Source organism: Streptomyces vulcanius, assembly GCF_042653945.1.
In the GTDB taxonomy this organism is placed as follows: domain Bacteria; phylum Actinomycetota; class Actinomycetes; order Streptomycetales; family Streptomycetaceae; genus Streptomyces; species Streptomyces mangrovi.
Map to the genome: position 1 here is coordinate 266,768 of NZ_JBHSFK010000011.1, position 19,783 is coordinate 286,550.

Here is a 19,783-nt window from a genome sequence, read left to right on the forward strand (position 1 = left end):
CCTGCCGACGCAGGGGGCCCATGACCATAACCCGCTGGTCCTATCGGCGGTGTACGCCCACCTGCACGGCGCCGGTGACCTTCACCCCCGCCCCGCTGTCGTACACGACCTGCCCGTCGGACTTCTTCCACACCTTGATGGCGAAGGTGTCAGGGCCGTCCGTCGCGGTGACGCGGAAGGCGTAACCGCCCTTGCCGCCCACGGTGCCGGAGCCCTGGAGGACCGCCCGGGAGCCGCTGACGACGAGCCAGTCCAGGCCGGTGGAGCGGAACTGGAGACGGGCGGCGTCGAAGGTGACCAGGCCCGCCGGGGCGGTGGCCCACGGCAGATGGCCGGCCGCGATCGAGAAGACCCCCTTGGTGCCGACGGCGCCCGCGCCCAGTACCGGGCCCGCCGAGCGGTCGTACACGATCAGCTCGGGGAGCGTACGGCTGTCCGTGCCGCCGTCGTCGTCGGACACGGTGATCACCGGCTGGTGGATGCCCGCCGAGCGGTAGGTGTGCTCGGCGCGGCAGCCGGTCGCGGTGACCGCGGCGGCGGCCGGCTTGCCGCCGTCCTTCCAGTCGACCGCGCAGGTGTGGGTGTCACCGGCGCCGGGGTCGGTGAACGCGGCCGTGACCGTCGTACGGTGTCCGGCCGGGACCGGGGACGACGGGCCGGAGACGGACGTGATGACCGGCACCGCGTTGGTCACCGTGACGACCGCCGTGTCGGTGCTGCGTCCGCCGGTCAGGGTGAGGGTGAAGGTGCCGTTGTCCGCGCAGGTGACGGTGGTACGGGCCGCCGAGGGGTCGGCGACCGTGCACGGCGCGCCCTTCTCCGCTGTCCACTTCGGGCTGCCCGCACCGGACAGCGTGCCGTTCAGGGCGATGGCGTCGCCCTCGGTGCCCTTCGCGTCCGGACCGGCGTGGACGATGGTCACCGGGTCGATGCCGGTGAGCGTCGGCACGACCTTCTTGATGAGACCGTCCGCGTCGAACTCCAGCCTGTCGACGGTGGTTTCGCGGTGGGTGCCGTCACCGCCGGGGATCGCGAAGCGGTGGTAGGCGATGTACCAGTCGTCGGTGCCCGGCACCTGCACCACCGAGTGGTGGCCGGTGCCGAGGATGCCCAGCGAGGCGTCCTTCTCCAGGATCACACCGCGCTTGGTCCAGGGGCCGGTGGGGGAGGGGCCGGTGGCGTAGGCGACCCGGTAGTTCTCGTCGCGGGTGTCGTTCTCCGACCACATGAAGTAGTAGGTGCCCTGGCGCTTCACCACGAACGTGCCCTCGTTGTAGCCGCTCGGGGTGATGTCGGTGATCTTCGAGGCGTCGAAGGAGACCATGTCGTCGTCGAGGGGGACGACGTAGGCGTGGCCGTTGCCCCAGTAGAGGTACGACTGGCCGTCGTCGTCGGTGAACACGGCCGGGTCGATCATCTGGCCGCTCAACTGCCCCGCCTTCAGCAGGGGTTGACCGAGCGCGTCCTTGAACGGGCCGGTCGGCGAGTCGGCGACCGCGACCCCGATGTTCGCGTCGGCGCAGAAGTAGAAGTAGTACTTGCCGTCCTTCTCGGCGATGGTCGGATCCCAGGCCCTGCTGTCCGCCCAGCTCACGTCCGGGCCCAGGTCGAGGATGACGCCGTGGTCCGTCCAGTGCACGAGGTCGGTGGAGGAGTACGCCTTGAACTGCGTGCCGCTCCAGCCCTCGAAGCCGTCGGTGGTCGGGTACATGTAGAAGGTGTCGCCGAACCGCACGATGTTCGGGTCGGCGTTCAGCCCCGGCAGCACCGGGCTCTTCATGATCAGCGCGGCGACGGTCCAGGTGCGCTTCTTACCGTCGGAGCCGGTCACCTCGTACGTCACCGGCTTGCTGAAGTCCTGGACGCTGCCCGAGGCGGGGCTGATCGCCGCACCGTGGGCGATTGTGAACTCCGGTGCCAGCCTGGTGAGATCGGTGCCCTCCTTCGCGGGGAGCGTGATGCGGCTGCCCGCGTTGTCGATGAGCGCGTCGACCTTCAGCGAGGGGTCGGTGGCCCGGGCGATGCCCGCCGTGTTGCCGCTGAGCTCCATCACCTCCGCCGCCGACAAGGCCTGCCCGTAGACACGGAAGTCGTCGACCTCGCCGGCGAAGTACGGGTCGGCGGAGTACAGGGAGCGGCCGATGTAGCCGCTGTAGTCCTTGCCGGCGTCGTACAGCTCGGACGGCTTGATGGTGACGCCGGTGGCCCGGGCCGCCTCGACGCCGTCCACGTACAGCACCATCGTGCCGGTGGAGCCGTCCAGGGTGACCGTGACGTTGCGCCACTCGCCCGGCGTGAGCTGCGAGCCCGCCGTCAGCTTGGACTCCGCCGACCAACTCGCCTTGGTGATGGCCGAGTAGAGCTTGGAGGAGCCGTTGGAGGGGCTGGCGAACAGGTACTTGTCGCTGTCCGGGCCGAGACCGAACAGCCACTGCCAGTTGGCGCCGCCCTTCCACTTCGCGTACGTCGAGACGGTGACGGAGCCGGCGTTCTTCAGCACGCCGTTCGGGATCTTCACGTACGGCGAGTCGCTCGCGCCGGACATGCTGAACGAGCCGCCGTGCACGCCGGTGCCGAAGGCGGGCGTACGGACGTAGGTGCCGTGGTAGCCGTGTCCGCTGGAGTCACGGGCGATGGAGCCGGACGTCTCGTCGAAGCCGTAGTGCAGCAGCAGGTCGGCCGGGACGTCCGGGCCCTCGGCGGAGACCGTCACCTCGGCCCGCACCGGCAGCGCGGCGCCGTCCGGCAGACCGCCCGTCACGGTGAACGTGCCGGCCTGCGCGTACGCCGACTCGGGGACCGCGTCCCAGTTCACGGCCACCGGACGCGTGACGCCGTCGGCGTACGTCGCGATCACGGTCGCCGGCAGCACCGGGGCCTCCCCGATCCGGGTCTTCACCGGCACGTCCTCGACGCTCTCGACGAGCTGGTCCGGCTGGTAGGCGCGCAGCAGACGGTCGTACTCGGCCTGGGTGACCGGCAGGACCGTGCCGTGGCGGGGCCGCGACGGCAGGTCGTAGTCGGCGACCGGGGTCCAGTTGCCCGAGGCGAGGTCGGTGGTCTCGAACGGGAGGTAGCCGCGCCCGCCGAACTCGTCGAGGAACGCGTACCACTTCTCCTCGGTGTTGGACTTGAACACCAGCGGGCCCTCGGCCGCGCTCATCGCGCCCTTGCCGATGCCCTCGGCGACCGCGTCCCAGGAGAGGTCGCGCAGCGAGTCGCTCTTCTCCTCGAAGATGAACTTGCTGTTGGGCGTGGAGGAGGAGTTGTTCCGCTCGTCCTTGGAGAGGCGGTAGTACTCGCCGTCGTGCTGGATCACCGTGGAGTCGATGACCGAGTAGCCGCGGTCGACCCAGACCTTGGGCTCGCTGAACGTGTAGAAGTCACGGGTCGTGGCGTACATCATCCGGTTGTAGGTGTCGCCCGAGTGCGCCTCGTTGTCGTACAGCTTCGACGCCCAGAAGACGACGTACTCGCCGAGCGTGGAGTCGTAGTACGCCTCAGGGGCCCAGGTGTTGCCCGCGCTGTCCGGGGAGACCTTCACCAGGCGCTGGTCCGTCCAGTGGACGAGGTCGGTAGACTCCCAGACCATGACGGACTTGCTGCCGGTGCGCTGGGCGGCGTCCCAGTCGCCGTTGCCGTAGATCCTCAGGTCGGTGGCTATCTGGTAGAACTTGTCGCCCTCGGGGGAGCGGATGATGAACGGGTCGCGCAGGCCCTGCTCGCCGAGCGTGGAGGTCAGGACGGGCTCGCCGCCGTTCAGCTCCCGCCAGTTCAGCGGGTCGTTCCCCTTGCTGAGCGCGGCGTAGAGCTGCTCGCCGTTCGCCGTGCCCTCGCCGGTGAAGTAGCTGAACATATAGCCCTTGAGGGCTTCCTTCACCGGGAGTTCGGGGACCTTCGCGGTGAACACACGGGTCGCCTGCGCGTCGCCCTTGGTGACGGTCGCGGTCAGCTCGGCCTTCGCGTCCCCGGCGCCGTGCGCGGGCCGGTGGACCACACCGTCGGCGGAGACGACGTCCTCGCGGGCGGTCGACCACGTGACCTCGGTGCCGTACGCGCCGGTCGCCGGGAGGGTGAGGTTGCCGCGGGCGTCGTCGATGTTGTGGACGGTCAGCGCCGCGGCGGCCCGCTCGGTCGCGGTCTTGTCGTCGAAGGACGCGAGGACCGTGACGTCGAAGGCGCGGGTGGCGGTGACCGTGCCCTTCCTCAGGGTCGCGGTGAGCGTGGCGTGGCCGTCCGGCTCACCGGCGGCCGGGCGGGTCACCTTGCCGGAGTCGGACACCACGTCCGCGTTGTCGCTGGCCCAGGTGAGGGTGGAGCCGCCCGCCGGGCCGGTCTTCGGCAGGTCCAGGTCGTCCGTGACGGCGCTCGTGTCGCCCAGGTCGAGCGCGGCCCTGTCGTCCTCCACGCCCTGCGTCGCCACGGGGAGCGCCAGCTGCTCGACCTCGGAAGGCTCCAGGGCGCGGTCGTACACCCGGAAGTCGCGCATGCCGCCCTTGAAGAGCTTGTCGCCCGAGTACACCGACTTCCCGAGGTAGTTGGCCGTCGTCGTGCCGGAGCCGATTGCGCCGGGGGTGATGGTGACGGAGGTGTTGCGGGCGACCTCGACGCCGTCCTCGTACAGGACGCCGGTGCTGCCCGTCTGGGTGTAGGTGACGTTCTTCCACACCGAGCGGGTCAGATTGTGGGAGTCGGCGGGCTTGGTGGTCTGCTCCGTCGACCAGTTGCCGGTCGCGATCGAGGTGCGGAGGGAGTTGCCGGTGGTGAAGAGGTAGCCGTCGCCGTTGCTGCCGCTGGAGTTGCCGAAGCCGTAGAGGAAGTACGGCGTGGTCTGCGCGGCGTCGATCTTCACGTCCATCGCGACGCTGATCGACGTCATGCCCTTCATGACGTCGTTCGGCACCTTGACGTAGGTGTCGGAGCCGTTGAAGGCGAGCCCCTGGCCGGACCCCGGCCAGTCGGCGGTGCCGTTGACCGTGCCGTCCAGGCCGTGACCGGAGGCGTCGGGCACCGTCGTGCCGGTGGCGCCGTCGAGCTTGTACCAGAGGGCGAGGCCGTCGGTGAGGTCCGCGGCCCGGGCGGGGGCGGCAGCGCCGAGCAGACCCGCCAGCAGTGACACGGCGGTCAGCGCGGCCAGTTGTCCTGCGCGGACGCGGAAGCGTTTTCTATGCGTCATAGGGGACCGCCGTTTCAGCCGTGTGACGTGATGTTGCGAGAGTGTCAAACGCTGTACATGCTCGCGTCAAGACTTCTCGAACAATGTCCGACTGGCCGAACGGAACCTGTCCAAAGCTAAGGTCCCCTGCTCAGCCCCGAGTTGACAGCCAGGACGTCAGCGCCCACCACCAGTGCAGTGCGTCCAGCGGATCGGCGTCGCCGTCGGCGAGGGGCGTGGCGGTGATCTGCCGCAGCCGGCCCAGCCGGTAGCGGACCGTGTTGGGATGCGTGAACAGGGCCGCGGCCGTCTGGTCCAGACGTCGGCCGCTGTCGAGGAACGCCAGTGCGGTCAGGGCGAGTTGACGGTGGAAGTCGTTCGCCGGATCGAGCCCGCCGAGCAGCCGGTCGCGCAACAGCGCGCCCAACAGCGGCTGTTCGGCCAGCGCGACCAGGGCGGCGAAGTCCGTGACGTCGTACCGGCCGTGCAGTCCCTGCTCCAGGCCGAGATCCACCGCGCGCACGCACAGCCGGTACAGCGCGGGCAGTTCGGACAGGGCGGCAGGCGGCGCGACCACGACGAGGGCGTCCGGGGGAACCTCGTCGGCGCCGGGCGGCCGGGGGCCGAGGCCCGCCAGACGGCCGTCGAGCGTGCCCGTGACGACGTGTGCCGAGCGCAGCGAACGGCGGCGGGCGGGGAAGGCGGCGAGACAGTGGTACCGGCCGTCGGGGTCCGCCCGGATTCCCGCCTGCGCCAACTCCTCGGGACGCGGGGTGACTTCGCCGAGCAGGATCCGGCGCAGCAGCCGGGTGCGTACCGCGCCCAGGGCGCGCGGCGCCTCGTGCTCGGCGGCCCGGTAGCCGTGCACCACATGCCGCTCGACCGCGTTGCCGTACTCCTGCAGCCGCAGCACCACCGACAGCAGCACGCGGTCCGGCACGCCCGCCGAACGGCAGCGGTCCACCGCCAGCTCCGCCGCCCGGGCCAGCGCCGCCTGCACCCCGCGCAGCACGGCCGTCATCGCGACCCCCTGCACCGCGCGGTCGGCGCCGAGCAGCAGGGCCGCGGTGAAGTCCTGCTCCTCGACCGCCCCGGACCGCTCCAGCGCGGCGAACCAGGGGCCGGCCGCCCGGATCATCGCCGTGACATGCGAACGGGTCGCCTCCTCGGCGAGCGACGACAGTTCGGGGGACTGGCTGCGCGCCGCGCGGACGAGTTCGACGAGCACCTCGGGATCGTCCGCCATGTCGTGCAGGACCACCGTGATCTGTCCGGTGATTCGCCCCTGGCCGCGCACGACGGTCATGGTCCCCTCCTCGCCCGGACGCTGTCTCCGGGCCACAAGCAAGCGGTGGTCGCGTTGGCACCCGCGCACTATCGCAGCGCTGTGACGACCTGGTTTCCTGTGGGCTACCGACGGTAACAGTGCAGCTGCCGCAGGAACACCCCTTGGTAACACCGCCCAGTAGCACCCATCGGTAACAACTGCCCAGCCTCGCCCATCAGTAAAGCCCCCGGGAGGGCCGCTCATGGACAACCCCGCAGCCGCCGCCGAAATCACCCGCCGACGCGCCCTGACCGTGGCCGGCGGGGTCGTCGCGGGCGCGACGCTCGCCGCCCACGCCTTCCCGGCCTTCGGCGCCGAGTCGCAGGACGCCGACGCGATCGTCGTCGGCCACGGACTCGCCGGACTCGTCGCGGCCTCCGAACTCGTCGCCGCCGGCCGCAAGGTGCTGCTGCTCGACCAGGAGCCCGAGGCGAGCCTCGGCGGCCAGGCCTTCTGGTCCTTCGGCGGGCTGTTCTTCGTCAACTCCGACGAACAGCGCCTGATGGGCGTCCAGGACACCTACGACCTGGCCTGGCAGGACTGGCAGGGCACGGCCGGCTTCGACCGGGGCGTCGACGACCCCAAGGGCCAGGACTACTGGGCCTACCAGTGGGCCAAGTCGTACGTCGAGTTCGCGTCCGGCGAGAAGCGGTCCTGGCTGGCCGGGCTCGGTGTGCAGTGGTTCCCGATCGTCGGCTGGGCGGAGCGCGGCGGCGGCCTCGCCACCGGGCACGGCAACTCCGTGCCCCGCTTCCACGTCACCTGGGGCACCGGACCGGCCGTGGTCGAGCCGTTCGAGAAGAAGGTGCGCGCCGGCGTCGACGCCGGCAAGGTCGTCTTCAAGTTCCGCCACCGCGTGGACGAACTCGTCACCACCGGCGGAGTCGTCACCGGCGTCCGCGGCGCGGTCCTGGAGCCCAGCAGTGTCGCCCGCGGCAAGCCCAGCTCCCGCACCGTCGTCGGCGACTTCGAACTGCGCGCCCCGGTCGTCGTCGTCACCTCCGGCGGCATCGGCGCCAACCACGACCTCGTCCGCCAGAACTGGCCCGCACGCATGGGCACGCCGCCGAAGTTCATGGTCACCGGCGTCCCCGCGCACGTGGACGGCCGGATGCTCGCCATCACCGAGAAGGCGGGCGGCCGGATCGTCAACCCGGACCGTATGTGGCACTACACCGAGGGCCTGCGCAACTACGACCCGATCTGGCCGGGCCACGGCATCCGCATCCTCCCCGGCCCGTCCTCCATGTGGTTCGACGCCACCGGCAAGCGGTTCGACACGCCCGACATCCCGGGCTACGACACCCTGCACACCCTCCGCACGATCACCGCGTCCGGCTACGACTACTCCTGGTTCGTCACCACCCAGAAGATCATCGCCAAGGAGTTCGCGCTCTCCGGCTCCGAACAGAACCCCGACCTCACCAACAAGAACATCTGGCAGCTGCTGTCCCGTATCTGGCAGACCCCGGAGCCGATCGAGAAGTTCAAGAACAAGGGCGAGGACTTCGTCGTCGCCACCACGCTCACCGACCTCGTCACCGGCATGAACAAGCTCACCGGCGACAACCTGATCGTCCTCGCCGACCTCAAGCGCCAGATCGAGGCCCGCGACCGGGAGATCACCAACTCGTACACCAAGGACGTCCAGGTCATGGGCATCCGCAACGCCCTCAACTACACCGGCGACAGCCTCAGCCGTACGGCGTCCATCCACCGGATCCTCGACTCCAGCGCCGGGCCGCTGATCGCCGTACGCCTCAACGTCCTCACCCGCAAGACCCTCGGCGGCCTCCAGACCGACCTCTCCGGCAGGGTCCTGAACGCCGCCGGGAACCCGGTGCCCGGCCTGTACGCGGCCGGAGAGGTCGCCGGCTTCGGCGGCGGCGGAATCCACGGCTACCGCTCCCTGGAGGGCACCTTCCTCGGCGGCTGTCTGTTCTCCGGACGTCAGGCGGGCCGGGCCGCCGCGGCGGCCACGGCGACCTGAGACGACCCGCCGCGCCATCCGTTCGGGCGAGACATGCGGTGAGTGGCCCGGCTCACATGGTCATGGAGGGTCACTCACCGCCACCATGGGTCCCGACACCGGCAGGCCGAAGGGGTCCAGGATGTTCCGCAAGGTACTCGTCGCCAACCGTGGTGAGATCGCGATCCGTGCGTTTCGCGCCGGCTATGAGCTGGGCGCACGCACGGTCGCCGTCTTCCCGCACGAGGACCGCAACTCGCTGCACCGGCTGAAAGCCGACGAGGCGTACGAGATCGGCGAACCGGGACACCCCGTGCGCGCCTACCTCTCCGTCGAGGAGATCGTCGGCGCCGCGCGCCGGGCGGGCGCCGACGCGGTCTACCCGGGCTACGGCTTCCTCTCCGAGAACCCCGAACTCGCGCGCGCCTGCGAGGAGGCGGGCATCACCTTCGTCGGGCCCGACGCCCGCACCCTCGAACTCACCGGCAACAAGGCGAGCGCGGTGGCCGCGGCCCGCGCGGCGGGCGTCCCCGTGCTCGGCTCCTCCGCGCCCTCCAACGACATCGACGAACTCGTCCGGGCCGCCGAGGAGATCGGCTTCCCGGTGTTCGTGAAGGCGGTCGCGGGCGGCGGCGGACGCGGTATGCGCCGGGTCGCGGACCCGGCCGTCCTGCGCGAGTCCATCGAGGCGGCCTCCCGCGAGGCCGCTTCCGCCTTCGGCGACCCCACCGTCTTCCTGGAGAAGGCCGTCGTCGACCCCCGCCACATCGAGGTGCAGATCCTCGCCGACGGCGCCGGCAACGTCATCCACCTCTTCGAACGCGACTGCTCGCTCCAGCGCCGCCACCAGAAGGTCATCGAGCTGGCCCCCGCGCCCAACCTCGCCCCCGAGCTGCGCGACCGGATCTGCGCCGACGCCGTCCGCTTCGCCCGCGAGATCGGCTACCGCAACGCGGGCACCGTCGAGTTCCTCCTCGACCCCGCCGGCAACCACGTCTTCATCGAGATGAACCCGCGCATCCAGGTCGAGCACACGGTCACCGAGGAGGTCACCGACGTCGACCTCGTCCAGGCCCAGCTGCGCATCGCCTCCGGCGAGACCCTCGACGACCTCGGCCTGTCCCAGGACACGGTCACCCTGCGCGGCGCCGCCCTCCAGTGCCGGATCACCACCGAGGACCCCGCCAACGGCTTCCGCCCCGACACCGGCCGCATCAGCGCCTACCGCTCCCCGGGCGGCTCCGGCATCCGTCTGGACGGCGGAACCACCCACGCCGGCACGGAGATCAGCGCGCACTTCGACTCGATGCTGGTCAAACTCACCTGCCGGGGCCGGGACTTCCCCTCCGCCATCGGCCGCGCCCGGCGTGCCGTCGCCGAGTTCCGCATCCGCGGCGTCGCCACGAACATCCCCTTCCTCCAGGCCGTCCTGGACGACGCGGACTTCCAGGCCGGCCGCATCACCACCTCCTTCATCGAGCAGCGCCCGCACCTGCTGACCGCCCGCTCCTCCGCCGACCGCGGCACCAAGCTGCTCACCTATCTCGCCGACGTCACCGTCAACAAGCCGCACGGCGAGCGGCCCGACCTGATCGAGCCGACCACCAAGCTGCCCGCGACCCCGGCAGGCGAGCCGCCCGCCGGCTCCCGGCAGCGCCTGGTCCACCTCGGCCCCGAGGGCTTCGCCCACTGGCTGCGCGAGTCCCCGACCATCGGCGTCACCGACACCACCTTCCGCGACGCCCACCAGTCCCTGCTCGCCACCCGTGTGCGCACCAAGGACCTCCTCGCCTCCGCCCCCCTGGTCGCCCGCACCCTGCCGAACCTGCTCTCCCTGGAGTGCTGGGGCGGCGCGACCTACGACGTCGCCCTGCGCTTCCTCGCCGAGGACCCCTGGGAACGCCTTGCCGCCCTGCGCGAGGCCGTCCCCAACATCTGCCTCCAGATGCTGCTGCGCGGCCGCAACACCGTCGGCTACACCCCGTACCCGACCGAGGTGACCGACGCCTTCGTGCAGGAGGCCGCAGCCACCGGCATCGACATCTTCCGCATCTTCGACGCCCTCAACGACGTCGGCCAGATGCGCCCCGCCATCGACGCCGTACGCGAGACCGGCACGGCGGTCGCCGAGGTCGCCCTCTGCTACACCTCCGACCTGTCCGACCCGAACGAGCGCCTCTACACCCTCGACTACTATCTGCGCCTCGCCGAGCAGATCGTCGAGGCCGGCGCCCACGTCCTGGCGGTGAAGGACATGGCGGGCCTGCTGCGCGCCCCCGCGGCCGCCAAGCTGGTCTCCGCGCTGCGCCGCGAGTTCGACCTGCCGGTCCATCTGCACACCCACGACACGGCGGGCGGCCAGCTCGCCACCTACCTCGCCGCGATCCAGGCCGGCGCGGACGCCGTGGACGGCGCCGTGGCCTCCATGGCCGGTACGACGTCCCAGCCGTCGCTGTCGGCGATCGTCGCCGCCACCGACCACTCCGAGCGCCCCACCGGACTCGACCTCCAGGCCGTCGGCGACCTGGAGCCGTACTGGGAGAGCGTCCGGCGGATCTACGCCCCCTTCGAGGCGGGCCTCGCCTCCCCGACCGGACGCGTCTACCACCACGAGATCCCCGGCGGCCAGCTCTCCAACCTGCGCACCCAGGCCGTCGCGCTCGGCCTCGGCGACCGCTTCGAGGACATCGAGGCGATGTACGCCGCCGCCGACCGCATGCTCGGCCACCTGGTCAAGGTCACCCCGTCCTCCAAGGTGGTCGGCGACCTCGCCCTGCACCTGGTCGGCGCCGGAGTGTCCCCGCAGGACTTCGAGGCGGCCCCCAACCGCTACGACATCCCCGACTCGGTCATCGGCTTCCTCCGCGGTGAACTCGGCACCCCGCCCGGCGGCTGGCCCGAGCCCTTCCGCAGCAGGGCGCTCGAAGGCCGCGCCGAGGCCAAGCCGGTCAAGGACCTCAGCACCGAGGACCGCGAGGGCCTGGAGAAGTCCCGCCGCACCACCCTCAACCGTCTCCTCTTCCCCGGCCCGACCCGCGACTTCGACACCCACCGCCAGGCCTACGGCGACACCAGCGTCCTGGACAGCAAGGACTTCTTCTACGGCCTGCGCCCGGGCAAGGAGTACTCCGTCGACCTCGAACCCGGCGTCCGGCTGCTCATCGAGCTCCAGGCCGTCGGTGAGGCCGACGAACGCGGTCTGCGCACGGTGATGTCCACGCTCAACGGCCAGCTCCGGCCCATCCAGGTCCGCGACAAGGCCGCCGCCTCCGACATCCCGGTGACCGAGAAGGCCGACCGCGCCAACCCCGGCCATGTCGCCGCCCCCTTCGCGGGCGTGGTGACCCTGGCGGTCGCCGAGGGCGACGAGGTCGCGGCCGGTGCCACCGTGGCCACCATCGAGGCGATGAAGATGGAGGCGACGATCACCGCGCCGAAGGCCGGCCGGGTCAGCAGGCTGGCCATCAACCGGATCCAGCAGGTGGAGGGCGGCGACCTGCTGGTCGAGGTGGGATGAGTCCCCGAGCCGCACGTCCGCCGGCGGTCACTCGTCGGCGGACACGTACCGCTCCTCGGGGTCGTCCGCGCTCTCCTGCTCGGAGAGGTCGACCTTGACGCCGTGGGGTTCCAGGGTCTGCCGTACGCGCTCCATCATCGCGTCCGACAGATAGTGGTGATGCAGGTCCAGTTCCTGGAGGTGCACCAGGGGCTGGCCGCTCAGGAGGGCCTCGGCGCCGGTGTCCGACAGGGTGCCGTGGCCGAGGTGCAGGGCGGTGAGCCGGGCCACCACCGGAGCGGAGGCGACGGCGGCGGCCACCTCGTCCTGGATGTCCGCGTTCTGCAGGCCCAGCCGGCGCAGCGCGGGCAGCCGGGAGCCGTCCAGGATCGGCGCGAGGTGCTCGACGGTCGTGGTGCGGCCGTACCACTCCACGCCCAGCCACAGGTCCAGGTGCTCCAGGGCGGGCAGGTCCGAGGCGGCGAGGCCGTGGACCACCTCGGCGGGCAGCCCGCCGTTCTCGAAGCGGAGCGTCCGCAGGTGCTCGTGGCGCAGCGGCGTGAACTGCAGCCCCGGCTGGCCGCTGAAGCCGCCGCCGGAACCACGGACGCCGAGCTCCAGCAGCCGCGGGTAGGCGGCGAGGGCCGGGGAGACATCGTCCTGGATGATCCAGGAGAGCTCGGACTCCTCGAAGTTGAGGTCGGCGAGGTAGAGGGCCTCGAGCCCGGTGAGCCGGTCGGCGGCCTCCGCGAGCAGCTGGACCGGATCGTCGGGCCCCGCGGAGTTCTCGTTGCCGTAGGCGCCGTCCCCCAGGACCAGAGCGCGCACGCGCGCGGGGTCGACGGTGTCCAGGAAACGGTGCCAGCACGCGGTGAAGGGTTCCTCGCCGTCGACGAGTTCGTCCCGGGAGAGTTTCCAGGCGACCGTCTCCGCCGCCGGCAACGGCGCCGCGTCGGCGCCGGGGCGCGGGAATTCGTACACCGGCAGGCCGTGCAGTTCCGAGATGTGGTCCAGCGCCATGGGCAGGAACCTCCGAGAGGGGACGATGGCCGGAACTCCCGTGTCCCGGCCCGTGCGCCGTACTTTCTACCAACTCCCACCGACAGTCGCCGGGCGGGAGTTGCCCGTGCGGACAGCAGGTCTGCCCTCGCGTCCGGTGACGCGCGGCGGGCCGCCCGCTAACGTCCGCTCGTGAACAACTGCACTTTTCCGCAGCGGCCGTTGACGTACCGTCAGGACCGCGCCGCGTGAGCGACGAGCAGACCGTCGAGACACCTCCGCAGCAGGCCCCCGCTTCTCCGCCGGAACCCTCGACCCCGCGCAGACGCGGCCCCGGCCCTTTCACCCTCCTCGTCCTGCCCGGACTGCTCACCCTCGCCGCGGTGACCGGAGTCCTCGCCCTGACCGGCGGACTCCCCGAGGACCTGACCCCGGGCGGGAGCACCCAGCAGGACACCGCGGGCGGCGTCAACGCGACCTACGGCCCCTGGCTGCGCAAGTCCGCCGAGGCCTGCACCGTCGTGACCCCGTCCGTGCTCGCCGCCCAGATCGACCAGCTCACCGGCTGGGACAACGACAGCGGCGGCCCCTCCGGCGAGCAGGGCATCGCCGCCTTCACCGACGCCGGGTGGCGGACCTGGGGCAAGGACGACGACGGCAACGGGCGCTCCTCGCCGCGCGACCAGGCCGACGCCATCATGGCGCTCGGCCGTCAGGACTGCTCACTCGCCCGAAAGGTCACCGACCTCAGGACCGACGGAACCGTCAACGGGGACCTCGTCGATCTCACCCTCGCCGCCTACGCGGTCGGCACCGACGCCGTGGCGAAGGCGGGCAAGGTCCCCGCCGGGGCGCAGACCTACCTCGGCGAGGTGAAGGCCAGGTTCGCGACGTACGCGGACTTCGACAAGGAGGACCCCGGCGGCGGCACCGCGCAGGCGAACGCGATCCTGACCGCGCCCACCACCACCCTCACGGTCACCTCCCCCTACGGCTCCCGCAAGCACCCGCTGACCGGTGTGACCAAGCTCCACACCGGCGTGGACTTCGGCGCGCCCCAGGGCGCCCAGGTCTCCGCCGCACGCGACGGCACGGTGGTCTTCGCGGCCCTCACCAGTGCCTACGGCAACCGGGTCGTGATCGACCACGGCACCATCGGCGGCAAACGGCTGGAGACGACGTACAGCCACCTCTCCCGCATCGACGTCACCGTGGGCCAGAGCGTGCGGACCGGCACGTCCGTCGGCAGGGTCGGCTCCACCGGCCTGTCCACCGGCCCCCATCTGCACTTCGAGGTGATCTACGACGGCTACTACACCGACCCGATGCCCTGGCTGACGGCGTCCGGATAGGCCTGGCGCAGGACCGCTTCCCAGGTGTCCACCGCGTAGTGGACGGTCATCCCGTGGCGGGCGTACAGCGCGGGCGCCCCGGTGGCGTTGGAGGTGTCCACGCCGAGCCCCACGCTGTCCCGGCCCCGCGCGGCGAACGCCGCGAAGGCGTGCCGCAGCATGAGGCCGGCCACCCCGCGGCCCCGGGCCTCGCGCCGGACCCCGAGGCTGCGGATCCAGCCCATCGCCTCGCGGTCGTCCCGGGCGAGCAGGAACCCGGCGTCGCCGAACCCCTCGACGTCGGCGATCCACACCAGCGACCAGTCGACGCCCTCGGCGTCGATGTCGTTCAGCCACTGCCGGTACGCCCGCGGCTGGTGGTCGAAGTGCTCGGCGAACGTGTCCTGGTACAGCTCGTGGACGCGCACCCGGTCCGCCTCGGTGGCGCAGGGCCGCAGCCGTACACCGGCCGGCGGCTCGGGCGCCACGTCCTGCGCCGCGTCCAGGGGCCTGCGCAGCACGTGGTAGCGGCGTACGACGTTCCAGTCCCGGGCGCGCAGCAGTTCGGTGTCCAGGGTGGGCCGTACGTTCAGATGGAGATGCACCACGGCACGCTCGGCGCCGTTCTCCCGGGCCTTCTCCAGCGCCCTGGCCTCCATCGAGGTGAGGAGCAGCCGGGCCGCCTCCTGGTGGTCCGGCAGGACGTACTGGTCGATGTCGATGCGCTCGCCCTCCGACTCGTCCCACAGCAGCCCGTACGCGACCAGCCGGCCGCCGTCGAAGGCGAGCCAGGAGTTGCGCTCCAGGTCGGCCTCGGGGTGCTTCAGATCCGCCTCGACGATGTGCAGGTCGGTCTCGGGGCGGCCGATCTCGATCAGGTCGACCTCGTTCATCAACTCGGTGACCGCGGGCGCGTCGGCGAGGGCGACGGAACGTATGAGATACGGCATGGCGTCAGAGTCCGGTGACGCCCGCCCCCACCGCAACCGGTTTTCACCAGGAGCGGGTCAGAGCCGTGTGGCCGTGCGGATCAGCCCGGCGAGGGCGAGGGAGCGGCTGTGCGCCGGCCAGGCGATGTGGGTGACGACGGGGGGTGCGTCGGTCAGGGGGACGGCGGTGTGCTCGGCCCACAGCCAGGCGCGGGCCGACTCCGGGAAGACGGTCACCGTACGTCCGAGGGCGACCAGCTGGGCCAGCTGTGTCTGGTCGCGGATCTCGGGGCCCGGGCCGGGTGGGTACGTGCCGTTGCGGGGCCAGCGGGCGAGCGGCAGATCGGGGATGTCGCTGACCTCGGCCAGGGACAGAGTCCTGCGCGCGGCGAGGGGGTGCCCGGCGGGCAGGATGGCGATCTGCCCCTCGGTCAGCAGTTCCTCGCTGTCGAACCCGGCGAGGGAGTTGAACGGCTTGTGCATGAGCGCCACATCGGCGCGGCCGTCGCGCAGCAGCTCCTCCTGCTCACAGAAGCCGCACGGCAGTACCTCGATCTCGGCGGCGTCGGGCTCGGCCGCGTAGGCGTCGAGGAGCTTCTGCAGCAGCTCGTGGGACGCGGCGGCCTTCACCGCCAGCACCAGGCGGTTGCGGGGGCCGCCCGGACCGTCGGCGCCACCGGCGCGGCGGGTGCGGCGGGCGGCGGCGGTGGTCGCGTCGAGGGCCGCGCGGCCCTCGTGCAGCAGTACCTCTCCGGCGCCGGTCAGGGAGACACCGCGGCGGTTGCGTTCCAGCAGGGAGACGCCGAGGCGCCGTTCGAGCTGCTGGATCGCCCGGGACAGCGGTGGCTGGGCCATGCCGAGGCGCTCGGCGGCGCGGCCGAAGTGCAGTTCCTCGGCGACGGCCAGGAAATACCTCAACTCGCGGGTCTCCAAGGTGTCCACGGCCACAGCGTAGCTCGGTGATACCCACCGGGTATGACAGGACACCGTATCGGTGTTGGATGCGCCGCTCGTCCGTGAGTGAACATCAACGGCATGAGCGAAACGAAGACCGCACTGGTGACCGGTGCGAACAAGGGAATCGGGTACGAGATCGCGGCCGGTCTCGGCGCCCTCGGGTACCGCGTGGGCGTCGGAGCCCGCGACGCGGCCCGGCGCGGGACCGCTGTCGAGAAGCTGTGCGCCGCCGGGGTGGACGCGTTCGGGGTGCCGCTGGACGTGACCGGCGACCGGAGCGTCGCCGACGCCGCGGAACTGGTCGAACGGCAGGCCGGGCGGCTGGACGTCCTGGTCAACAACGCCGGTATCTCAGGAGAGACGGGCCCGGGGTGGTTGCAGGACCCGACCACCCTCGACCTCGACCTGGTCCGCACGGTCGTGGAGACCAACGTCATCGGTGTCATCCGGGTGACCAACGCGATGCTGCCGCTGCTGCGGCGCTCGACGTCGCCACGCATCGTCAACGTCTCCAGCAGCGTCGCCTCCCTGACCCGGCAGGCGGACCCGGGCATCGAGATCGGCCCCGTCATGGCGGCCTACTCGCCGTCGAAGTCGTTCCTCAACGCCGTCACCGTGCAGTACGCCCGGCAGTTCGCCGGTACGGACATCCTGATCAACGCCGCCTGCCCGGGCCTGGTCGCGACCGACTTCAACGGCTTCTACGGACCCCGCACTCCCGAGCAGGGCGCGGCCACGGCGATCCGGCTCGCCACGCTGCCCGACGGCGGCCCGACCGGTTCGTTCTTCGAGGACGACGGCGTCATCCCCTGGTGACCCCGGACCTGCTTCTCAGGTGACGCGCAGGAGTACGGCGATCAGTACGAGGAGGGCGATCAGGGAGACGATCACGGTGACGCGGGTCGGGGCGGAACGGGGGGCCGGGGGAGGGGGCGCGGAGCGGGTGGTGGCGGTGGCGCGCGCGGGGCGTACCGGGGGCGCGGTGGTGGATGGGCGCGGCGCGGGCAGGGTGGCCGACGCGAAGAGGTCGGGTTCCTGTCGTGCGAGGCGTTCGCACCAGGGGCAGGAGTTCAGGCCGGCGGCGTAGGCGTGGTGGGTACGGGCGGCGCAGGACACCACGGAGCCGCGGGTCGTCTCCAGCGCCTCGAACCACTCCGCGGGCGTCGGCCGGGTCGTGGGATCCGCCGCCGAGGCCGAGAAGGCCCGCTCGGCCAGGGCGAACAGGGGCAGCGGAAGGATGCCGGGCGACACCGTGCCCTTGGGCATGACGATCCGCTGCGGCTGGGTGACGTAGGACGTCCCGTCGGAGATCCGGCTGCGCATGGACACGCTGACCGAGCCGACCCCCCTGGGCTGGCCGGCGAAGGGGTGGATGCCGCCGGTGAGCAGCTGGAACACACAGACCGCCAGGGCGAACCCGTCGCTGGCCCGGGTCGCCCCGCCCCGCGCGAAGCGTTCCGGCGCGCTGTAGGCGGGCGTGTGCATCTCGGAGGGGAAGTACCGCGCGTCGTCCGGGTCCTCGAAGGCCATGGAGTCGCAGTCGAGGAACGTCACGAAGCCGTCGCGGTCGACGACGATGTTGCGGGCCGAGAAGTCGCCTACGACGATGTCCTCGCTGTGCAGCCGCACGGTGAGGTAGGCGAGGTTCCAGGCCACCCCGAGCAGGAACCGCCAGTCCAGTTCCGGGCTGAACACCTTGGCCCGGGTCCACCGGTCGAACAGGGCGGCCAGCGGGACGTGTTCCGGCTGGCCGAACCGCTGCATGGCATAGCCGACGATCGTGCCGCCGGCGTCCCGGGCGAGCGCGCCGGGCCAGGCCAGCTCGGGGGCCTGGCGGCCGTCGGTGGCCCGGTCGACCAGGGGCGACATCCGCATCATGCCGGTGAGCCGCTGCTGCTGGTCCGGGTCGGGGAGGTCGTGGTAGATCTTCACCACCCGCCCGGGTTCCCCGGTGATCGCGTAGACGGCGGCCTGTCCGCCCGAGGCCAGCGGCTGCTCGTCCAGCGGGGTGCGGCGCCCGTCGATGTACACCTCGCGCATCAGCCTCGAACCGCCCTGAGGACCGTCTTGTCGTCGGCGTTGTCCGCGCTGAGCCGTCGGGACTCCAGCAGCCGGGTCAGCTCTTCCTCCTCCTGTTGGGCGGGTACGTCGGGCCGTTCCAGCGCGCCGAGGACCTTGGACACGAAGGTCTGCCGGACCCGTTTGCGGTGGTTGCCGGGGTACTCCACGGCGGCCTGGGTGAGTCCGTCGGTGGACAGCAGGATCCCGGTGATCTGGTCGTCCACGACACAGGCCGTCTCCAGGCGGTCCGTCGCGTCGTCGGAGGTCACGAAGAACGCCTCGTTGCTGTATTCGCTGACCGGGTCCGGCTGGGGCAGCAGATGGAACTGCGGTTCCCCGTCCACGGTTCCGGCCCGCAGCACCGCGAACCCGTCGCCGACACTGAGGTAGCCGAGCCAGTGCCGGGTGTGGACGACCACGGTGAGTGTGGTGGCGTAGTCCTCCGGGTGGGGCTGGGTCTGGCGCCGGAACTCGTTGCGCAGCACGGTGAACCGCGCGCGCAGGAAGTGCTCCACGGCCTCCGGCTGCTGGGGCAGGGTGGTGGCCGACAGGAAGTAGACGCCGGCCAGCTCCACCGCCAGCCGGGCCCCCTGCCCGGACAGCGGACGGCTGCCGGCCCCGTCGGCGACGGCGAGCAGAAAGGTCTCGGGGGCGAGGACCCGGTGGGTGTGCGCGTCCTGACAGGGAACGTTGTCCGTGCGGTGCCGCAGCCCGGTCACACTGAGCCCGTGCACCCGCCAGGGGGTGGTGACGCTCATCGTCGTGCCCCTCACCCGTTCCACGCGGACCGCTGGGTGGTGAACCGGGCGAAGATCTTCTCGTAGATCTCCTCGCCGTCGCCCTTGTCCTGCGCCCCCGCGCTCGCGGACATCATCTGGAGCACCTGCCGGAAGGGGAAACCCTGGAGCCGGGCGTAGTACTTGGGGGCTATCGCCCGCAGCACCTCCTCGCCGCGCGGGGTGATGCCGCCGACGCCGATCGCGAACAGCCGGAACTTCTTCTTCTGCTGCTGGTCGGCGAGGAGCGGCACGATCCGCCGCCAGTCGTCGGTGGGCTGCCCCTGGCTGTCCGTCGGCTGTCCGTCGGTGATCAGACAGATCTGCGGACGGTAGTAGAGGTGGCCGGCCTCGCGCAGCACGGTCTTGCGGGCCGTCACCAGCTGGACGGCGGTGCGCAGCGCGTCCGTCATCAGGGTGACGCCGCTGGCCTGCAGGTGCGGGGCGCCGAAGGAGTGCGCGGGGACGAAGGCGCCCGGGTCCGCCGGGTCGGCCAGCACGGTCGTGCCCTGCCAGGTGCACACCTGCCGGCCGCCGAAGGTGACGAGGGCGACCTCGACGCTGTTGGTGAGGTTGATGTCGGAGCGGAGCTGGAGCACCCACTCCTGGAGTGCCTTGTTCAGCATGTCGATGGGTGCGTTCGCCATGGACATGGAGGTGTCCAGACACAGCACGAGGGGCTGCCGTTGGGCGTTGCCGTCGGGAACGATGTCGTTGTAGTAGAGCGGAACACTGTGCGAACCCTCGTCACGCATGGAAGTACCCCTGTGCATTCGCTGTTGC

The 19,783-nt window shown here is 71.3% G+C and carries 12 protein-coding genes; 4 read left to right on the top strand and 8 right to left on the bottom strand.

Translation table 11 applies throughout. The features are described from left to right. Positions 1-40: 40 nt before the first annotated feature. Positions 41-5,176 carry a family 43 glycosylhydrolase gene (locus ACFPIH_RS19340; RefSeq protein WP_381163321.1) on the bottom strand — a complete coding sequence of 1,712 codons (5,136 nt, stop codon included), beginning with the start codon at positions 5,174-5,176 and terminating at the stop codon, positions 41-43. Between the two features lie 130 nt (positions 5,177-5,306). Beyond that, the gene (locus ACFPIH_RS19345) at positions 5,307-6,461 is read right to left on the bottom strand and encodes a helix-turn-helix domain-containing protein (protein ID WP_381163318.1); all 1,155 of its coding nucleotides are present in this window, start codon (positions 6,459-6,461) and stop codon (positions 5,307-5,309) included. 223 nt (positions 6,462-6,684) lie between these two features. Between ACFPIH_RS19345 and ACFPIH_RS19350 the strand changes: the two genes are divergently transcribed. Together ACFPIH_RS19350 and ACFPIH_RS19355 are read left to right on the top strand one after the other, a co-directional pair. Next, positions 6,685-8,472: an FAD-binding dehydrogenase gene (locus tag ACFPIH_RS19350; protein WP_381163315.1), complete on the top strand. Its 1,788-nt coding sequence runs from the start codon at positions 6,685-6,687 to the stop codon at positions 8,470-8,472. 121 nt (positions 8,473-8,593) lie between these two features. Further along, on the top strand, positions 8,594-11,968 hold the full coding sequence (locus tag ACFPIH_RS19355) for a pyruvate carboxylase (RefSeq protein ID WP_381163312.1): 3,375 nt from the start codon (positions 8,594-8,596) through the stop codon (positions 11,966-11,968). Between the two features lie 27 nt (positions 11,969-11,995). Here ACFPIH_RS19355 and ACFPIH_RS19360 read toward each other — a convergent pair whose 3' ends face one another. Beyond that, entirely contained in the window at positions 11,996-12,967 is a 972-nt protein-coding gene (locus tag ACFPIH_RS19360; RefSeq protein WP_381163309.1) for an STM4015 family protein, read from the bottom strand. 227 nt (positions 12,968-13,194) lie between these two features. Between ACFPIH_RS19360 and ACFPIH_RS19365 the strand changes: the two genes are divergently transcribed. Then, complete coding sequence (locus ACFPIH_RS19365) at positions 13,195-14,298, top strand: peptidoglycan DD-metalloendopeptidase family protein (protein ID WP_381163306.1); 1,104 nt, start codon at positions 13,195-13,197, stop codon at positions 14,296-14,298. Here the strand turns inward: ACFPIH_RS19365 and ACFPIH_RS19370 are convergent. Further along, positions 14,259-15,227 carry a GNAT family N-acetyltransferase gene (locus ACFPIH_RS19370; RefSeq protein WP_381163303.1) on the bottom strand — a complete coding sequence of 323 codons (969 nt, stop codon included), beginning with the start codon at positions 15,225-15,227 and terminating at the stop codon, positions 14,259-14,261. The genes ACFPIH_RS19365 and ACFPIH_RS19370 overlap by 40 nt on opposite strands. Positions 15,228-15,284: 57 nt before the next feature. Beyond that, positions 15,285-16,148, bottom strand: a complete 864-nt coding sequence (locus tag ACFPIH_RS19375) for a LysR family transcriptional regulator (protein ID WP_381163300.1) — start codon at positions 16,146-16,148, stop codon at positions 15,285-15,287. A gap of 93 nt (positions 16,149-16,241) precedes the next feature. On the opposite strand from ACFPIH_RS19375, the gene ACFPIH_RS19380 reads away from it, so the two are divergent. Beyond that, positions 16,242-16,979 (top strand): SDR family oxidoreductase, encoded by a 738-nt coding sequence (locus ACFPIH_RS19380; RefSeq protein WP_381163297.1) that lies wholly within the window; start codon positions 16,242-16,244, stop codon positions 16,977-16,979. Between the two features lie 15 nt (positions 16,980-16,994). Here ACFPIH_RS19380 and ACFPIH_RS19385 read toward each other — a convergent pair whose 3' ends face one another. The 3 genes from ACFPIH_RS19385 to ACFPIH_RS19395 are packed head-to-tail and all read right to left on the bottom strand — an operon-like array spanning position 16,995 to position 19,755. Continuing rightward, the gene (locus tag ACFPIH_RS19385; protein WP_381163294.1) at positions 16,995-18,203 is read right to left on the bottom strand and encodes a protein kinase; all 1,209 of its coding nucleotides are present in this window, start codon (positions 18,201-18,203) and stop codon (positions 16,995-16,997) included. Then, entirely contained in the window at positions 18,203-18,982 is a 780-nt protein-coding gene (locus ACFPIH_RS19390) for a PP2C family serine/threonine-protein phosphatase (RefSeq protein WP_381163291.1), read from the bottom strand. The genes ACFPIH_RS19385 and ACFPIH_RS19390 overlap by 1 nt, the downstream gene beginning before the upstream one ends. Before the next feature lie 11 nt (positions 18,983-18,993). After that, positions 18,994-19,755 carry a vWA domain-containing protein gene (locus tag ACFPIH_RS19395; RefSeq protein WP_381163288.1) on the bottom strand — a complete coding sequence of 254 codons (762 nt, stop codon included), beginning with the start codon at positions 19,753-19,755 and terminating at the stop codon, positions 18,994-18,996. Positions 19,756-19,783: the final 28 nt, after the last annotated feature.